Source organism: Rhizobium sp. BR 362 (assembly GCF_036528765.1).
Taxonomy (GTDB): domain Bacteria; phylum Pseudomonadota; class Alphaproteobacteria; order Rhizobiales; family Rhizobiaceae; genus Rhizobium.
In genome coordinates this window covers 208,977-224,519 of sequence record NZ_JARWGH010000001.1, presented here as the reverse complement: position 1 = coordinate 224,519, position 15,543 = coordinate 208,977, and the positions used below count along the sequence as shown (strand labels likewise).

The following is a 15,543-nucleotide window of genomic DNA, read 5'->3' as shown; positions in this document are numbered from 1 at the left end:
AACCTAAGCTTTCATCTTTGCACGCCGCCGATTCTCTCGCTCCAGCCGCTTCGCCAACGCCGCCAGCTCCGGGCTGGCCGCATCGAAAACCGGCTTTGAATCTTCCGGCAGCCAATGCGTCTCATGCTTTACGGGCGGTGCTTTCACTCGCTCGAAACTGCCGGCCGAATTGGGCATCATCGGCGATATGCGTGACCAATTAGGCTCCTGCAGCGAGGGCGAAACCGCAAGCAGCGCACTGGCAACGTTTTGAAATGCGCTCTGGATGCGCCGTTCCGCCGTTCGCCTCACCCGGCCGGTCCTGACGCAGAAATCGCGGAAGGAACCGACAATATGAGGCGCGGCAAGACAGACCGACCATCGGGAAAGCAGGATGCGGCACTCCTGATCTCCGACATGGGTCAGCAGCCAGTCCTGCAGCACTTCTTCGGCGCGGCTGATAGCCGCCGCGTTCGGACGATAGCGGATGCGGGTGTCGGCGTGGTCTGTCGGTTCGGGAAGAACATCCGGCCAAAGCGTGCGCACCCGGTCCGGGCGTACGCCCCGCACGTCGAGATGGATCATCGTATCGGCAGCCTCGACGAAGCGGGCTCGAACGATGAGGCTTAGATCGGCGATCTCGGCCGCGCGTTCGGAAAAATCGTCAAACTGCAAGGCGCTGTGGTGCATCAAGTCGCTTCTCCAATTCCCGATAGATCAAAATCCGAAGTGTGGCGCGCACCGGCCATGGCCGACGCGCCACCGAATCGGCGCGCAGAGCGCCAAGGGCGATATCATCGAAGGCGGCCAGCAGATCACCGGGCCGATGCAGCGCCCAATCCTGTCGCTGAACCAGGATGTCGGATACGGCTCCGATCGTATCCGACCACAGTTCATCGCGGTTGTTGCCGGTCTGGCGAATACAGCGCAATACGAAAACCAGATGCCCGTCGCCGTGCTGCCCGCGAATTTCCTGCATGGTGCCGCGGGCATGGCTTTGCGCCGGCGCGCGGCGGCGATGAACGGGCACGAGCTTGATGCCGAGCCCGTCGAGAAGAATATCGAGCCTGCCTTTGCTCATGACTATATCGTCTCCCCTCCGGAAGAAAAATGAACGCAATCAACGGCTACCGCTTGGTCACGCCACCTTTCCGTTCGCCACACCGGCATCGGCAAAGGGATGCCGCGGCTTGAACAGGGCTTCCGCCTTGGACATCGCCTCCACCCTCGCGCCGTCGCGCAGCATCGGCTTGTTGAGATAGGCAACCATTGCCTCGCCGGCGGCTGCCTTGGCCGCATCCTGGGTCGGGAAGATGATGGGCTCGCCGCGATGGTCCTTGAGGACTTCATTCGTGGCGCGGTGGACCTTGCGTATCCAGCCGAGATGACCTCCGGCGACAGCTTCGGTACCGATTTGAAATTCGTTCATGGAAACCTCCTGTGGCCACTTCGACCAGGTCTTCGAATTAAGTTTTGAAAGTGGTTCAAACGCCCGGCAGTAGGCGGTTCGCGCTATGTCACCGAGCGCGGAATATCGACGGCAATCCGAATGACCAAAATGCCCGGCGTTCGCTTGAATTGGCCTTTGGCTGAAGCTCATCCTTGCGCATCCGGAAATGGACCAGATCACCCTCCGGCGCGCCGCTGGCGTCATCCTCCTGACCGGCAAGCCTCGAAGACGAAATGATCGGCTCCAGAGCAGCGAGAACGCAGAGGAAGAAAAGCGCAGCGCCAAAACAGGCAAGAAGACCTTGAATCATCTCGCTCATACCGCCTTCTCCATACTGGGCTCGCTGTCGCGATCGGATATTTCCGTCGGCTCGACGTTCTCGTCGCAAGTTTCACAGTGCCGCTCGATCACCTCTCCGAGCGACAATGCACGGCCAAAGCCGGGGCAGCCCCAGAAGAAATCGAAATAACGTGAGCTCAAACCCACTTTTGTTCCCTTCCTTGTCGAGATCATACGATCACTCCCAAAATCGTCGTTTCGCCGGACGTCCTCCGCCTCGGCACTTAAGCCTGCAGCAAATTTCACCGCCGGCATCTTGATGGACACAAAATATGTTGTTATTAATGTCGATGTCAACATGATTTATGTTAATTATTTTGCGAGTGTCGGATCATGCAAAAATCCATGGGCGAACGATTGAAGGCGGCGCGCGAAGCCGCAAATTATCCCTCGGCGACAAAGGCGGCGGAGGCGCTCGGTATTGGCTTGTCCACATATCGTGCGCACGAAAACGGCCAGAACGAATTCGGCCCCGAAATCGCCGACCGTTATGCAAAGAAGTTCGGCACCACCGCCGGCTATCTTCTAACCGGCGAAGGGCCAAGGAAAGTAGAGCGACCAGGCCCCCGTATGGTGGTCACCTCCTTCGATCCCGACGAACAATACACTGAAGGGTTTGTCGAAGGCGGCGAAGACTTCAGCTATAGCCGCGAGCATTGGCAGCCGAAGATCGAAGGCGCGATGCCGGAGGTGGACGTCAAACTCGGCGCTGGCAGCGGCACCGTGGGCGAAGTCATCAATCTGCCGGTGGGCGCAGGCACTGTAGCTGGCCATAAAATCGTCGCCGAATGGCTGATTCCCTCCGGCTATCTGCGCAATGAGGCGAAGGCATCGCCGAACCACACCATCATCATGGAGGTGATCGGCGATTCCATGCAGCCCACCTACATGCCGGGCGACCGCGTCGTCGTCGATCTCTCGCAGAACCAAATGACGACCGATACAGTCTACGCCATCAGTGATGGCTATTCCGAGCCGCAGATCAAACGCCTTCAGCGTGTGCCTTTCACCCAACCCAGCCAGGTCAGGATCATCTCCGACAACTCCGCGCTGGAAACCTTTACGGTGGAATTAGCACGGCTGACGATCATCGGGCGCATCTGCGGACACATTGCCAGGAAGTAAAGCAGAACCGCTCTTTCCTGCGACATCACCCGTCGGCTTCCATCTAAACTGGAATCGGCCGGCCGTCTCCAGCCGACATAGATGAACACTATTTGTGTGTGTTTTGCAACCGATAGACACAAATTATGTTGACATATATCGTGCCATATGACAGCTTGCCTTTCGTGAGCCGATCGGCCCGAGACGGAATGAGCCCGCGCAAGTCCAGAGATATTGCGTGAAGTCAGCGAAACCGGATCGCGATCGGACGAACGTAGATGTGCAGCCCCGGCTGCAGAAAGGGAAAATGCCATTCATGCCTGCGAATTCCGATGTCATGACGACTGCGTGGGCGCTCTATCGCCGCGACACGCGGTTGCGCCGGCACTCGACCGCGGCAGCGCGGCGTAAATGGTTCGCGCGCCCTCTCGACAGCTTGGACATGGTCGCGCGAGCAAGCAACCGATGCGACCAAAACCGAAGACCAGAGCCGCGCCGACCGCATTGCGAACTTGAGACTGGAATTGCTGCGCATCGAGGCCCGGCCATTCAGAATGTCGATCGCTAGGGATCGGGCCATGCTAACGGAAGAGATCCATTGCCTGTCCGCCAAATCACGTGCGTCCATTGCACGAATGGCCGCATGATGAAGCCTGGCGATATTTTCTCCTGCGAATATTCATTCGACGAGCTCACCATCAATCTCTGCGATCGTTGGGAAACCGGCCTGCTGCTTTATGGCTGCGCCGAGTTGACATCGGCGGGAGACGGTTATGATGGCGAGTTTTATGTCTCGGCGATCCGCTTGGATGGTGGCGCGAGATTGGCACGGCCGCACCCGTTCAGCAACGCAGGCAGTTTTGAGACCGAACTGTTCCGCCGTATCGCTGCGGTGATCGAAAACGACAAAACGCCTGATGGCCGTCATGCCGCCGAGCTTTTCGCCAGCGAGTATGAACAGTCTAAGGAGGATGACTACGACATATATCGCAAAATTGAACCGGAAAGAGCGTTGGCGCCAATGGCATGATACCCGGCTGTTTCCCTGCTCTGAAACAGGATGGGAATCAATCGCCTAAAGTTCCGCCTATCCGCAACCGAGAAGCTGCCATGCCGGCACACCTGATGTCGGCACGGCGAAATGGAGTGGCATATCTCCACTGCCATAAGCTCGGGACTGCGACAGACTCTGCCTATACATCCTTCCATTTCGAAAAGGTCGCCGCCTGCCCACGCCGGTTTCCGTCGCGGTCGATGAGCTGCCAGACAATGCCGTCTTCCATCCAGAAGCGCCGTCCCGACTTTGTGATCCGCAGTCCGCGATAACCCGAGATAAAGCCGTCCCGCGTAACCGCATCCAACAATTGCTGCCGTTCGGCCCGGTTGGGTAGTTCCGCCGAAAGCCGCGATGGCAAAGTGATGAATTCATCCCAGGGATATTCGAAACAAGCCTGACCAGCTTTATTGGCATAAATGAAACGCGGGTCGGCATCGGTGTTGTGCGCCACCACCACGAAAGGAGCATCGTAATAGAGCCAGCTCGGTCCCTGCCCTTCGCCGACGAGAAGCGACCCGACGATACGGGCGTAACTTCCAGTGAGTAGATCAAAAAATTCAGGATCAACCGACAGATCGGAGGCATTGCGTTCCGGGCTTATGGCCATGGATATCTTTCCTGTTGAGCACATCCGGCTTTCTTTAGGCCGGATGTGCTGGAAACCAAACAGGAAATCTCGCTGATAAGTGAATCGGTCTCGCTTAGAAATTCAAGACATTGTGACCCGACGACAACCGCAATCGGCGAAAATCGACGGTTTAGACGAAAGGAGAATCGAAAAGCCTTCCGCAATCAATTTCGATCGCCGCTAGGCCTATTGATAGTCGTCGTCTCCCGACGAAGACCGGCGTCCTTCGAGCCTGTTCAGAATTTGATTTAGCTCGTCTGCACATGCTTTCATTGGTTCGTCTTCGGCACATCTGACCTCTATTTTGACGTCGCCGTCCTCGATGCGGAAACGAGCCGCCTTGGAGGCCATCGGATGACGACCCATTGAGCCCCTGTGCCAATCGCGCTTCATGGCGTCGTCATCAGGCCGGCGCTGTGCCAATGGCGGTGATTGCGGCGAGTTTGTCGATGGTGCCGTTTCAGTCTGAGTTGGCGGTTGAGCTGGCTGCTGAGCCGGCTGCGTCGGCGTCGCTGTATCCGGAGTTTGTTGGGCGAAAGCGGCGCCAGCCGAAAGCGATATTGTCAGGGCGGCAATAGATAGGGTCGTTTTCATTCTCTGGTCCTCCTCAAGACTGTGTGAAGAACACGCGAAGCGGAGGATGGTTGCTGGAATGTACGAAAATTTGAACAGCACCATGCCGTTGGGCGCTAACCACAAGGGCGGCGTGACTCCTCTTGGTCGCAGAGCAAAACGAAAGCAAAAGTATCCCGCTCAGAGACGATATCCGGAGAGAAGGGGCGACGAATATGAAACATGCAAAATAAACAATTACTTAGAGAAAAGAATGGTGGGCCCGGAGGGACTCGAACCCCCAACCAAGCGGTTATGAGCCGCCGGCTCTAACCATTGAGCTACAGGCCCGGCACGATGAAAAATGATCGTGCATGCAGCGCCGGAGCAATGGTTCCCCGGGAGCCGACTTGGCTCTAGCCCAATTCGTCTTTTCCCACAAGGGACTGCCGCAATACCTTCACAATCAATCCGCAAAAGCGAACCTCAAGGAAACACCAACCAAGGAATGAGCCATGCCCATGACGAAAACCAGAGATTTTGTTTTTGCCGCTTTTCTCGGCACGACTCTCCTCGTGCCCGCCACCCATAGTTTCGCAGAGGAAGCAAAACCGCGCGAGGCGTTCATCACGGTCACTGGCGAGGGACATTCCGCAATCGCGCCGGATATGGCCGTCGTCACCCTCTCGGTCGTCAAACAGGCGAAAGCGGCGCAGGATGCGCTCGATCAGAACAACAAGGCGATGGGCGCTGTGCTGGCAACGCTGAAGGATAGAGGCATTGCAGAGCGCGATCTTCAAACATCGGGCTTCTCGATCCAGCCGCAATATGACTATCAGAACGACAAGAACGGCCAGTCTCTGCCGCCGACGCTGACCGGCTATCAAGTGACCAATGGGCTGACGGTGCGCGTGCGGGATCTCTCCAAGCTCGGCGCCCTCCTCGATCAGGCCGTCAACCTCGGCATCAATCAGGGCGGCGATATTCAGTTTACCAACGATAAGCCGGATACGGCCCTGGAAGAGGCCCGGAAAAACGCCGTGGCAGATGCCGCGGCGAAGGCAAAAACCTTGACAGATGCGGCAGGCGTCAAGCTCGGCCATGTCATTTCGATCAAGGAAGGTGCCATCGTCACGCCGCCGCAGCCCTATGTGCGTCAATCCATAGCCATGGCGTCTGCAGAAAAGGCGGTGCCGGTGGCAAGTGGCGAAAACACCTATAACGCCGCGGTCAGCATAACCTACGCAATCCAGCAATAGCCCCAAAACAAAACCGCCCTTCGCTCAAATCCGATGAGACCGAGCAAAGGGCGGTTTCGTGGCCCCCGCCGATAAGGCGAAAGCGTCAGGCGGTGGCCGTCGGACGCAATTGCGCGTCCGCAGACGATATCAGCGGCCGATCAGCGGGCAGCCACGAACATTGGCGAACATCATCGTGTCGGGGCCACGGCGGCCGAAACCGTCGACAATGACGCGGCGCGGCGTTACGTCGACCACGCGAGGGCGGTGCAGGCCGTAGCTGCGTGCAACACCCATGGCTTCGCGCGGATCACAGCCACGGCGCTCGTAGCGCGGCGGCGGGATATCGTAATCCGGCGGTGGCGGCCGGTGCCGGCCCGGACCGATATAGATATCGACGCCCTGGGCGGAAGCATATCCCGTAGTCCCCGACAGCGCGGTAACGGCGACCGCGCCAGCGATCCCCAGCTTTGCCAACAATTGCTTCATTTGTCCTCCATGGAACGAAAGGTGTTCCCTCGTGCGCTTGCGCATCACCTGAGGGAATGTCTCGGGAGTAATGGCACGATAATGAACAAGTTCAGAATCAGCCGTTCATGCGCTATTCAGGTACAATGAAAGCAAAAGCCAGACCAGTGGCCGACTCGCCGGACAACAGAAAATAAAAGCCACCCTCTTTTATGAGGACGACTCTCCTAATCTTGAAACATTGCCGCGGCAGCACGACGTGACTAAACGGCTCCGCTATCTGCCGCGGTTCACGATCAGCGGTGAATCAGCGGGCAGCCCGGCACGTTGGCGAAAACGATTCGGTCCGGACCATGTCGGCCAAAACCTTCAACGGCGACGCGGCGCGGGGTGATATTCTGGATTCGGGCGCGGCGCAGCCCCATGGCCCGAGCTTTCTGAACGGCTGTTATGGGCGAGCAAATGCGGCCGCGATGCGGGTCGTAACGCACCTGATGAATGGTCGCTGAAAGATCGTTGGCCGAGGCGGTGGAAACGGTAGCGGAGACCGCGCCGAGTGTGATGAGGGCTGCAATGCCCGCCTTGGCGAAAATGCCGATCATGGATGTTTCTCCTTCAAGTCCTACTGCGGATCGTTGCGATCCCGAATTGGTTCGATACTTTGCCGCGTCTCTGGATTGAAGGCACATTAGGTCAGCCAAGCTGAACCGAACGAGAATTGTCCATTCAGATTGTATTCAGCATAATTGACGATCGGTTAACGGGAAACTTCGCAGCGTCAGCTCGAAAGATGCAGCACGATTTCGCGCCGGTGCGGATGGTCGCGATGCTCGAAAAGGTAGATGCCCTGCCATGTGCCAAGCGCCAGACGGCCGCGCATCACGGGAATCCCGATCGACACCTGCGTCAGCGCCGCCTTGATATGGGCAGGCATATCGTCCGGCCCCTCGGCGGTGTGTACGATCCAGCGCATCGAGGGGTCGGAAGAAGATGGCACGAGCCGGCGGAAGAACGCGTTGAGATCTGTCTGCACGTCAGGATCGGCATTCTCCTGGATCAGCAGTGAGCAGGAGGTATGGCGGACGAAGACGGTGAGCAGGCCCTCACCCGATGCTGAGCCTGCCGAAGTCGCTGCACGGACGAATTCCGCCGCTTGGTCAGTGAACTCGTAAAGTCCCTGGCCATGAGTCGACAGTGTAATGACGGTCTGCGGCATGGCATCTCCGATTGTAATCGCAGCGATGCGCTTGAGGTCGGGCGCGGCGCCCGGAAAGTCAAGCCCAGGCACTGTCGCCGACACAAATCAGAGCTGCAGAAAGATATCGAAGCCGCCATAGATCATGCGCTTGCCATCGAAGGGCATGTTCGCCATCTCGTCCTTCAGCCGCGGATCGGCCATGACTTTTTCCATCACGGCGTCGCGGTGTTGGCGAGATTCATAGGTGATCCAGGAAAAGATCACGACCTCGTCTTCCTTGGCCAGAACGGAACGCGGAAACGATGTCAGCTCGCCATAGGGCACGTCATCTCCGACAGATTCAACGTAGCTAAGCGCACCATATTCCTTCCAGACATCGCCGGACTTCCGCGCCAACGCCTTGTAGATTTCGATCTTGTCTTTCGGAACGGCAATAACAAAACCATCCACATAGGGCATAGCAATCTCCTCTGTTTTGTTTCCACCCCCAAAAGACGATTGACTATAGCGCGATCCGACATGTTATGCACTTTTCCATTCCAATGATCCTGATATCGTCAGCCTTATGCCCCAACTGCAGCCGCTTGCTATGCGGATAAGCTGGGCACTGCGGTTTCAATGACAATCAACGAGGGACGTTATGACGATCGAATTCAGGATCGATCCCTACCCTGAAAACGCGGCGCTCAACGCCTTGTGGGATACGGCTTGGAACGAAGCAGCCGCGCGAGATTTCTCGGTCATTCTATCGAGGAGCCTCGCCCATATCGGCGCGTTCGACGGAGCGCGCCTGGTGGGCTTCGTCAACGTTGCCTGGGATGGCGGCATACATGCCTTTATTCTCGATACCTGCGTCGCGCTGGACTTCCGTCAAAAGGGAATAGCGACCCGACTTGTCGAAATGGCAACGAACGTTGCGCGCAAACGCGGCGCGGAGTGGCTGCATGTCGATTTCGAACCACATCTCGCCGGCTTCTATAGGAAGCTTGGCTTTGCGGCGACAGGGGCCGGCTTGATCAGGTTGCGCGACTGACGGCGATCGGCCTCTCAAGCCGCTGCGTTGACCCGCGATATCAGCCATGTGCGAAACAATGCCGCCGCCGGGTTTTGCAATGCATTTGGCGGATAAAGCAGATTGTAGCTGACGGCCGCCGGCTGAACCTCCACGAAACAACGCAGCAACTGCCCCTCCGCAATGTCTTTGGCGACAAGAGAACTGCGAACGAGCGCAAAGCCGAGGCCGTCCCGACATGCCGCAAGCATATCGGCAAAGGATTCGAATGAAGGTCCGTTCTCCGCCGCGTGACCAATATCAAAATCGGCCACTCCGCCGTCATCGTCATGAGCAATCACTTGTTCGTACCAACGCTGCCAATCCAGCACGGTGTGCCGCATGCCGGTGTAACGCAGCAGCGGTGCGGCTTTTATGGCGTTGCGCTTCGGCAGCCGCTCGGACAGTGTTGGCGAGCTGACGACGAACTCCTCGTCCATCAGCAATTCTTCGACAACGAGACCGGCTTCCGCTCGCCCGAGCCAAATCGCAAGATCGACGCCCTTAGGCCGGAAATCGGGTCGCTGATAGCCGACAACCATCTTCAGCTCGATGTCGGGGTAGTGCTGGCAGAAATCCCCCAGCCTCGAAGCAAGCCATTGGCTGGAAAATTCCGGCGTCACCGACAGCGTCAGCGTGCGAACCGATACACTCGCCCGCGCCTGATAAAGCGCCGTCTCCAATTGAGAGATCGTCTCCACAATCGCCGGGTGGAGACGTGCACCGAGCGGCGTCAATCTCGCGCCTGAGCGGCCGCGATCGAAAAGCCTGCCGCCGATCCAGCCTTCAAGCTGTGAAAGCTGGTGACTGACCGCAGTCTGCGTCAGTCCCATCCGCTCGGCCGCACGGCCAAAACCGCCGGTTTCAACGATGGCGCAAAATGTCTGCAACACGGCCAACGGCGGAAGCGGTCTTTTTCCCATGAAAATCCTTCATGTAAGATCGATGCACGCTTCATTATACACGGCAAATGCGCAGGCGTACTTTTCTGCGTCATAAGACCAAGAGGCTTATGACAGATGAGAAACATTCATGGATTCACGCCGATGTGTCGCCTTCAGAAGTGGATCAGCCGGCTGCTCCGTGCATCTGCTTATATCGGAAAGCTGCGCGCCGAAAAGAAAGCTGGACGCGAAAGTATCTTCTCGATCAACGCCCACCTTCAGCGAGACATCGGACTGGCCGAGAGCGCCTTATCCCTTGAGTGTTTTGACCTTGGTCAAATCCGGAAAAATCCGCATCCAGAGCAGGACGACCACGATCGTGCCGAGACCGCCGACAATGCCCGTGAGAACCGGGCCAAGCACACTGGCGAGCATGCCGGATTCGAATTCGCCAAGCTGGTTGGACGTGCCGATGAACAGGGAATTCACGGCATTGACGCGGCCCCGCATATTGTCCGGTGTCAGGAGTTGCACCAGCGAACTGCGCACGACGACGCTGACCGTATCCGACGCGCCGACGACAAGCAGCGCTGCGACGGAGAGGATGATGTTGCTCGATAATGCGAAGACAACGGTCGCGATCCCGAAAACGAAAACGGCGAGCAGCATTTTCTTGCCCACATCCGTTTGCAGCGGTCGGCGCGCCAGCCAGATCGACATGACCAAAGCACCGATTGCGGGTGCGGCGCGCAGAAGCCCGAGACCCCATGGCCCGGCATGCAGGATATCGCGTGCGAACATCGGCAGCAGTGCCGTGGCGCCGCCGAGCAGCACGGCGAAGAGATCAAGCGAGATCGTGCCCATCATCACCGGCCGGCTCCTGATGAAGGAGACGCCGGCAAAGACTGACCTCAGTGTCACGGGTTCCCGCGACGACGGCTGCTGTCGCTCGACGCGGATCGAAATGACATTGAGGCTCGCGATGACATACAGCACGGCAGATACCGCGAAAGGCGCGATCGGGCTGACGCCGTAGAGCAGACCGCCGAGCGACGGACCGATGATGAAGGCCGTCTGCATCATGGATGTGGAGGTGGCGATCGCTATCTGCAACATCGACGGCGGCACGATATTCGGTAATAGCGCCGCCATGGTCGGACGTTCGAAGGCAGTGGCAGCGCCCATGACGGCGACTGCAGCAAGGATGCCGGCCGGACCGATCCAATGCTGCCAGACGGCGATTGCAAGCACCAGCGCCGTCAAGGCTTCGATTAGCTGGCAGACCAGGCCAATCCGCCGGCGGTCAAACCGATCGGCAACATGACCGACGATGAAGGTCAGGATCACCATCGGCAAAAATTGGCAGAAGCCGACGAGGCCAAGGAAAAAGGCGCTATGCGTCTGATCGTAGATCATCCAGCCCATGGCAACGGTCACCGATTGGAAACCGATGGAGGAAAAGACGCGAGAGGCGGCGAAGGAACGATATCCGGGATGACCGAGCGCGCTTGCCCGGCCTTGGCTCTGCAGGGTGTCCATATGTCTTTCTTCGGCTCCAGGCGCAGCACCCAGAGCAAGTTTATGAGCAATATGAAATGTTTATCGACGTCCCCTGCTCTGCCCGAATGCCGGGCTTGTCAACTGCATTTTTGTTTCTGATCGGCATTTGCCGCGAAAGCTTGAAGAGCTACCGATCAAATCGTGGTGAAGAGCAACTAAGCACCCTAGATTTGACCTCGGCCGACCATACGGCGGCAAGTTCTGCGGCAAGGGTCGCGATCAATCTCGGCACATCGCTGCCGGCCGCCTCATGCATGGCCTCGGCAACGATCAGCACGGATCGCGTCTCCTCGCGAACGGCGGAAAGGCCGCTTTGACGATTGGTCCAGCGCCGCGCATGCGCTTGGCCGACCTCATCGGCAAAGATTACTTCGCGCGGCTCCGGATGCTCCATTTCGCCGGCGAAGGTCAGATAAGTCTCGTTGCCGGTCGCGTGCCTGACTTCGAGATTGCCGGAAATTTTCGCAAGATCGAAGACAGCAATAGGAATGGCGAAAGTAATCGAGATGGCGTTGCAGAGATCGACAAGCGGATGCAATTGCGGCAGCGATTTTTCCTGACGAAATCGCCTCAGCAAAGCCTCGGACGCACAGCGATATTGCGTCGGCTTCAACCCCATTCTCGAAAAAGTGCGCCGCCAGGCCTGGATCTCCGGCATCTCGCCCTCCCAACTGGCCGCCAGCCGCTCGCCGGCAATCGCTTGGAACTTCGCAATACGATCGGCAACGGCCGCGTCCGCGGTGATCCCTTCCACGAAAAGTGCGCCGGGGACCAGATCGGGGAATTCGTTCCACATCTCTTTCGAATGGCGGAAATACATGACTTTCCTCTGCATGGTTCTGATTGGAGCAGAAGAAAACCTCGAAGCTGGCGGTCGGTCTTGAACAAAATTGCAGATGCTTTCAGCGCTTCGTGTCGGCGTAAGTGCGGGGCGACACGCCAAAATTACGCACGAAGACCCGAGTCATGTGGCTTTGATCGGCAAAACCGCAGGCAAAAGCCGCTTCAGCAAGCGGCATGCCCCCAGCGATCAGCCCTCGCGCGCGAAGGATGCGGCGCTGAAGCAGGTAGGCGTGTGGCGTGAGCCCGGTTGCCTTGGCAAAACCGCGCAGGAGCTGGAAACGGCTGAGCCCGCTCACCTCGGCGAGATCGGCAAGCGTCACGGATGCTGCCGGATCATCGTCGATGAGGTTGCGGGCACGCATGATTGCCGCAGGAGCGTCGGCACCCTCATCCGCTTGCCGCTGCTCCCGCATCACGTCCGCAACAAGCGAGAGCAACAGCCCATCTCGCCGCAGCGCAGTTTCCGGACTGCCCTCACTGGTCACTATCGAAAACAGGGCTTTGAATCGCCCCGCGATCTGTCCGTTTCGAATGACGGGAGAAGGAAACTCCCTCTCCCCGTCTTTTCCGACGTCGCCCAGAAGATCTGTCATCAGCCGCGGATCGAAATAGAGCATCGACCAAGTCCGGCTCTCGCCAACCGGCATGCCGTCATGCACCTCGTTCGGATTGAGAGTGATGACATTGCCGGCTTCAGCCCGCACCATCCCACGCCCGCTCAGCGATACCTGCGCGCCGCGTTCGATGACCCCGATGCCGAACTGATCATGCGTATGCTTGGGAAAGCTATGTCCGGTCGCCGCCGCCACGGCCTCGACGCCGGCTAGAGAAGAGCGAAGCATTCTGAACTGGCCGGATCTCATGCGTGCCCCCCTTCCGGCCTGCTGAAATTGGTCATGCTGACGCTCGGCCGGGCAGCGATACGCGACCACCATGACGCCAATTTCGGATGATGCTCGATCATCTCGCATCCTTCCGGCGCCATGAGGAAATAGTCGAACATTGGCGCCACATAGAGATCGGCAAGCGTCAGCTCCGGACCGCAAAACCAGGGAGCATCGCCGATCAGGTCGGAAAGAGCGGCAAGGCTGATTGCGGCTTTGGACAGGCTTGCGGCAATCCGCTCTTCGTCGGCGGCAATGCCTTTGGCCGGCTTGGAGACCCGTTCTACGCAAATGCCCCACACGAGATGAGGATAGAGATATCCGTCGGCAATGCTGACGATCTGGTTCATCCGCGCCCGCTGTCGAGGCGCCGCAGGCTGCAGGCGCGGCCCATCGAATGTCTCATCGACATAGCGCGTGATCGCAGCCGTCTCATAGAGCCGAAAATCGCCATGCTCGAAAGCCGGAATCCGCCCGAACGGATGGCGCTCGAGATAGGATGCCGGCGGCCCGCCCTCGGCGAAAACGTCGATCGGCACCCTTTGATGCTCAACGCCTTTCTCGAGCAGCGCAAGCCGGGCAATTCGCACGTAGACGCTATAATCTGCACCAAAAAGGCAAGGCTTTTCCATATCGCAACGCCATTCCGTTCATCAGCCGGCATCTTTTCGAAGTCGGTCGTCGGGGTCAATGGCAACACGGTTGGCCACGTCTTCCAGCTCCCCGGTCAGCCGCCGCTGACCGGGCTTCAACAGTGTCAAGATCGCCCCAACACTATCCCAAAGACGCGATGATTTCGCGGTAAGCAGCCTCCGGAAAAGCCTTCAGCGTGCGCGATCGCACGTTGCCGTTCATCCCAAGCGTCAGGGCGAAACGGGCCATCACCGCATCATCGGGCGCCTCGCAGACGGCAACCATGTCGTGATCGCCCATGGTCAGGAAAAATTGCTTGAACGAACCGCCCATCTCTTGCAACTGCTTCTTGGCAGCGTCCAGCCGCCGCGGCGATTCCTTTACGCCACGCACTCCTTGATCGGTCCAATTGAGCAGAACGATATAAGTGGTCATCTCACACCTCCTCCGCTGCGCCGCGCACCCATCGAGACGGGCAGGCAGATGACGCAGTAACGGTTTGATCCACACGTAAGCCCAGAAAAAACCAGCCTGGCTCTCGGAATTACGCGCCGCCCTGGTGTTTCGGGCACCGTCTCGTCAACGCAGGTCGCGCCTGACAACCATAGGCTTGTCACCCTTCGGCGACAATAAACCTAATCCCCATTCATTCGGGTGACGCCGTGATGCGATCCGATCGCAGGCCAGGCACATCATCTATCCGATGTCTCGGCGGCCAAGGCGCCTTGCGTATTGGCCGCAACAACGGCAGCCGGCAGGCGTGTGCCGCGTTTGCGCTCGCGCGCGAGCGTCAGCAGGCCGGAAAAAATGATGAGGACAATGCCGAGCGCCATCGCCAGGTCGATACTGTCCTTGAACAGCAGATAGCCGAAACCGATCGCCCAAATCATCTGGCTGTATTGCGGCGGCGCGACGAGATTGGCCGGCGCCAACTGCGCTGCGCTCATCAGCAGAACGGTGCCGGCGGCGCCGAGAAGGCCGTAGCTCGCGAGGAATATCCACTGCCACGCTGTCGGCCACGTCATCTCCGTCAGCATCAGCAATCCACTGACGATGAGCGTGCCGAACAACACCGCGCCATAAAGCGAGATGCGCTTCTCCTTCGAGCCCAGTGCGCGATTGATGACAATCGAGACGGCCCCGCTCACGCCGCCGATCGCCGCGCAGAGATGGCCGATCGAAAGCTCGCGAAAGCCTGGCCGCAGCACGATGAGCACGCCGACGAATCCAAGGATAACCGCTGTCCAGCGCTGCCAGCGCACATCCTCCTTGAGGAAGACGACGGAAAGAATAGTGACGAACGACGGCAGCAGGAACAGCAGCGCGAAAGCCTCTGCCATCGGCAGCTTTGTGAAAGCCACGATCGAACATATGGTGCCGATCGCGCCACAGGCGAAACGCAGCATCCACAATGGCCGGTTCGTTGTCTTGACGACATCGAGCCAATCATCTCCGCGCCTCTTCAGGAAGGGAATGGCCGCAAAACCAAACAGCGCGCCGATGAAGGCTACTTGGTAGGACGGCAGCGTCCCGTGCAATAGCTTGATCGACGCGTCACTGAAGGCGAAAACGGCATAGGATGCGAATGCCACGAGGACGCCACGCAGCGTTGAATGGCCAACGGCCATCGACTTGGAATTAACTATTATCGTTGTCATTGGAGTTGAGCGATGCG

22 protein-coding genes and 1 tRNA gene are annotated in these 15,543 nt (G+C 58.4%); 4 read left to right on the top strand and 19 right to left on the bottom strand.

The genetic code is table 11. From position 1 onward, the window contains the following. Positions 1-3: 3 nt before the first annotated feature. From QDY28_RS01125 to QDY28_RS01105, 5 genes are all read right to left on the bottom strand, one after another. Entirely contained in the window at positions 4-669 is a 666-nt protein-coding gene (locus QDY28_RS01125) for a DUF6362 family protein (protein ID WP_331379875.1), read from the bottom strand. Then, positions 644-1,060 carry a hypothetical protein gene (locus QDY28_RS01120; protein WP_331379873.1) on the bottom strand — a complete coding sequence of 139 codons (417 nt, stop codon included), beginning with the start codon at positions 1,058-1,060 and terminating at the stop codon, positions 644-646. Before QDY28_RS01120 ends, QDY28_RS01125 begins: the two co-directional genes overlap by 26 nt. Before the next feature lie 57 nt (positions 1,061-1,117). Further along, a complete protein-coding gene (locus QDY28_RS01115) occupies positions 1,118-1,408 on the bottom strand; it encodes a hypothetical protein (protein ID WP_331379872.1) in 291 nt (96 codons plus the stop codon). Positions 1,409-1,496: 88 nt separating this feature from the next. Beyond that, positions 1,497-1,748, bottom strand: coding sequence for a hypothetical protein (locus tag QDY28_RS01110; RefSeq protein ID WP_331379871.1), 252 nt, complete (start codon positions 1,746-1,748; stop codon positions 1,497-1,499). After that, positions 1,745-2,035 (bottom strand): hypothetical protein, encoded by a 291-nt coding sequence (locus QDY28_RS01105; RefSeq protein ID WP_331379870.1) that lies wholly within the window; start codon positions 2,033-2,035, stop codon positions 1,745-1,747. The genes QDY28_RS01110 and QDY28_RS01105 overlap by 4 nt, the downstream gene beginning before the upstream one ends. Before the next feature lie 66 nt (positions 2,036-2,101). Here QDY28_RS01105 and QDY28_RS01100 point away from each other — a divergent pair, with 66 nt between their 5' ends. Further along, on the top strand, positions 2,102-2,893 hold the full coding sequence (locus QDY28_RS01100; protein ID WP_331379869.1) for a S24 family peptidase: 792 nt from the start codon (positions 2,102-2,104) through the stop codon (positions 2,891-2,893). A gap of 622 nt (positions 2,894-3,515) precedes the next feature. After that, positions 3,516-3,902, top strand: a complete 387-nt coding sequence (locus QDY28_RS01095) for a hypothetical protein (protein WP_331379868.1) — start codon at positions 3,516-3,518, stop codon at positions 3,900-3,902. A gap of 163 nt (positions 3,903-4,065) precedes the next feature. Here QDY28_RS01095 and QDY28_RS01090 read toward each other — a convergent pair whose 3' ends face one another. From QDY28_RS01090 to QDY28_RS01080, 3 genes are all read right to left on the bottom strand, one after another. Then, the gene (locus QDY28_RS01090) at positions 4,066-4,536 is read right to left on the bottom strand and encodes an MEKHLA domain-containing protein (protein ID WP_331379867.1); all 471 of its coding nucleotides are present in this window, start codon (positions 4,534-4,536) and stop codon (positions 4,066-4,068) included. Between the two features lie 207 nt (positions 4,537-4,743). Next, a complete protein-coding gene (locus QDY28_RS01085) occupies positions 4,744-5,256 on the bottom strand; it encodes a hypothetical protein (protein WP_331379866.1) in 513 nt (170 codons plus the stop codon). A gap of 128 nt (positions 5,257-5,384) precedes the next feature. Next, positions 5,385-5,460, bottom strand: a tRNA-Ile gene (locus QDY28_RS01080). Between the two features lie 164 nt (positions 5,461-5,624). Between QDY28_RS01080 and QDY28_RS01075 the strand changes: the two genes are divergently transcribed. Further along, on the top strand, positions 5,625-6,368 hold the full coding sequence (locus QDY28_RS01075; RefSeq protein ID WP_331379865.1) for an SIMPL domain-containing protein: 744 nt from the start codon (positions 5,625-5,627) through the stop codon (positions 6,366-6,368). Positions 6,369-6,497: 129 nt separating this feature from the next. On the opposite strand, the gene QDY28_RS01070 is transcribed toward QDY28_RS01075, so the two are convergent. The 4 genes from QDY28_RS01070 to QDY28_RS01055 form a co-directional block, all read right to left on the bottom strand. After that, positions 6,498-6,836, bottom strand: coding sequence for a hypothetical protein (locus tag QDY28_RS01070; RefSeq protein WP_331379864.1), 339 nt, complete (start codon positions 6,834-6,836; stop codon positions 6,498-6,500). 275 nt (positions 6,837-7,111) lie between these two features. Then, positions 7,112-7,417 carry a hypothetical protein gene (locus QDY28_RS01065; protein WP_331379863.1) on the bottom strand — a complete coding sequence of 102 codons (306 nt, stop codon included), beginning with the start codon at positions 7,415-7,417 and terminating at the stop codon, positions 7,112-7,114. A 176-nt stretch (positions 7,418-7,593) separates the two neighbouring features. After that, positions 7,594-8,031 (bottom strand): secondary thiamine-phosphate synthase enzyme YjbQ, encoded by a 438-nt coding sequence (locus QDY28_RS01060; protein WP_331379862.1) that lies wholly within the window; start codon positions 8,029-8,031, stop codon positions 7,594-7,596. 87 nt (positions 8,032-8,118) lie between these two features. Beyond that, the gene (locus QDY28_RS01055) at positions 8,119-8,472 is read right to left on the bottom strand and encodes a DUF1428 domain-containing protein (RefSeq protein WP_331379861.1); all 354 of its coding nucleotides are present in this window, start codon (positions 8,470-8,472) and stop codon (positions 8,119-8,121) included. Positions 8,473-8,653: 181 nt separating this feature from the next. Between QDY28_RS01055 and QDY28_RS01050 the strand changes: the two genes are divergently transcribed. Beyond that, positions 8,654-9,046: a GNAT family N-acetyltransferase gene (locus tag QDY28_RS01050; protein WP_331379860.1), complete on the top strand. Its 393-nt coding sequence runs from the start codon at positions 8,654-8,656 to the stop codon at positions 9,044-9,046. A 14-nt stretch (positions 9,047-9,060) separates the two neighbouring features. Here QDY28_RS01050 and QDY28_RS01045 read toward each other — a convergent pair whose 3' ends face one another. The 7 genes from QDY28_RS01045 to QDY28_RS01015 form a co-directional block, all read right to left on the bottom strand. Further along, entirely contained in the window at positions 9,061-9,987 is a 927-nt protein-coding gene (locus QDY28_RS01045; RefSeq protein ID WP_331379859.1) for a LysR substrate-binding domain-containing protein, read from the bottom strand. A gap of 270 nt (positions 9,988-10,257) precedes the next feature. After that, positions 10,258-11,487, bottom strand: coding sequence for an MFS transporter (locus QDY28_RS01040; RefSeq protein WP_331379858.1), 1,230 nt, complete (start codon positions 11,485-11,487; stop codon positions 10,258-10,260). 148 nt (positions 11,488-11,635) lie between these two features. Beyond that, a complete protein-coding gene (locus QDY28_RS01035; RefSeq protein ID WP_331379857.1) occupies positions 11,636-12,328 on the bottom strand; it encodes a B3/B4 domain-containing protein in 693 nt (230 codons plus the stop codon). A gap of 82 nt (positions 12,329-12,410) precedes the next feature. Next, positions 12,411-13,214 carry an AraC family transcriptional regulator gene (locus QDY28_RS01030; protein ID WP_331379856.1) on the bottom strand — a complete coding sequence of 268 codons (804 nt, stop codon included), beginning with the start codon at positions 13,212-13,214 and terminating at the stop codon, positions 12,411-12,413. Next, on the bottom strand, positions 13,211-13,867 hold the full coding sequence (locus QDY28_RS01025) for a glutathione S-transferase family protein (RefSeq protein WP_331379855.1): 657 nt from the start codon (positions 13,865-13,867) through the stop codon (positions 13,211-13,213). The genes QDY28_RS01030 and QDY28_RS01025 overlap by 4 nt, the downstream gene beginning before the upstream one ends. A gap of 142 nt (positions 13,868-14,009) precedes the next feature. Continuing rightward, positions 14,010-14,303, bottom strand: coding sequence for a GYD domain-containing protein (locus tag QDY28_RS01020; RefSeq protein ID WP_331379854.1), 294 nt, complete (start codon positions 14,301-14,303; stop codon positions 14,010-14,012). 257 nt (positions 14,304-14,560) lie between these two features. Next, positions 14,561-15,526 (bottom strand): DMT family transporter, encoded by a 966-nt coding sequence (locus QDY28_RS01015; RefSeq protein ID WP_331379853.1) that lies wholly within the window; start codon positions 15,524-15,526, stop codon positions 14,561-14,563. Positions 15,527-15,543: the final 17 nt, after the last annotated feature.

Excerpts from the sequence above, each read along its gene's own strand:
- QDY28_RS01125 (WP_331379875.1), bottom strand. The coding sequence starts at position 669 with ATGCACCACAGCGCCTTGCAGTTTGACGATTTTTCCGAACGCGCGGCC.
- QDY28_RS01120 (WP_331379873.1), bottom strand. The coding sequence starts at position 1,060 with ATGAGCAAAGGCAGGCTCGATATTCTTCTCGACGGGCTCGGCATCAAG.
- QDY28_RS01115 (WP_331379872.1), bottom strand. The coding sequence starts at position 1,408 with ATGAACGAATTTCAAATCGGTACCGAAGCTGTCGCCGGAGGTCATCTC.
- QDY28_RS01110 (WP_331379871.1), bottom strand. The coding sequence starts at position 1,748 with ATGAGCGAGATGATTCAAGGTCTTCTTGCCTGTTTTGGCGCTGCGCTT.
- QDY28_RS01100 (WP_331379869.1), top strand. The coding sequence starts at position 2,102 with ATGCAAAAATCCATGGGCGAACGATTGAAGGCGGCGCGCGAAGCCGCA.
- QDY28_RS01095 (WP_331379868.1), top strand. The coding sequence starts at position 3,516 with ATGATGAAGCCTGGCGATATTTTCTCCTGCGAATATTCATTCGACGAG.
- QDY28_RS01090 (WP_331379867.1), bottom strand. The coding sequence starts at position 4,536 with ATGGCCATAAGCCCGGAACGCAATGCCTCCGATCTGTCGGTTGATCCT.
- QDY28_RS01075 (WP_331379865.1), top strand. The coding sequence starts at position 5,625 with ATGCCCATGACGAAAACCAGAGATTTTGTTTTTGCCGCTTTTCTCGGC.
- QDY28_RS01070 (WP_331379864.1), bottom strand. The coding sequence starts at position 6,836 with ATGAAGCAATTGTTGGCAAAGCTGGGGATCGCTGGCGCGGTCGCCGTT.
- QDY28_RS01065 (WP_331379863.1), bottom strand. The coding sequence starts at position 7,417 with ATGATCGGCATTTTCGCCAAGGCGGGCATTGCAGCCCTCATCACACTC.
- QDY28_RS01060 (WP_331379862.1), bottom strand. The coding sequence starts at position 8,031 with ATGCCGCAGACCGTCATTACACTGTCGACTCATGGCCAGGGACTTTAC.
- QDY28_RS01055 (WP_331379861.1), bottom strand. The coding sequence starts at position 8,472 with ATGCCCTATGTGGATGGTTTTGTTATTGCCGTTCCGAAAGACAAGATC.
- QDY28_RS01050 (WP_331379860.1), top strand. The coding sequence starts at position 8,654 with ATGACGATCGAATTCAGGATCGATCCCTACCCTGAAAACGCGGCGCTC.
- QDY28_RS01045 (WP_331379859.1), bottom strand. The coding sequence starts at position 9,987 with ATGGGAAAAAGACCGCTTCCGCCGTTGGCCGTGTTGCAGACATTTTGC.
- QDY28_RS01040 (WP_331379858.1), bottom strand. The coding sequence starts at position 11,487 with ATGGACACCCTGCAGAGCCAAGGCCGGGCAAGCGCGCTCGGTCATCCC.
- QDY28_RS01035 (WP_331379857.1), bottom strand. The coding sequence starts at position 12,328 with ATGTATTTCCGCCATTCGAAAGAGATGTGGAACGAATTCCCCGATCTG.
- QDY28_RS01030 (WP_331379856.1), bottom strand. The coding sequence starts at position 13,214 with ATGAGATCCGGCCAGTTCAGAATGCTTCGCTCTTCTCTAGCCGGCGTC.
- QDY28_RS01025 (WP_331379855.1), bottom strand. The coding sequence starts at position 13,867 with ATGGAAAAGCCTTGCCTTTTTGGTGCAGATTATAGCGTCTACGTGCGA.
- QDY28_RS01020 (WP_331379854.1), bottom strand. The coding sequence starts at position 14,303 with ATGACCACTTATATCGTTCTGCTCAATTGGACCGATCAAGGAGTGCGT.
- QDY28_RS01015 (WP_331379853.1), bottom strand. The coding sequence starts at position 15,526 with ATGACAACGATAATAGTTAATTCCAAGTCGATGGCCGTTGGCCATTCA.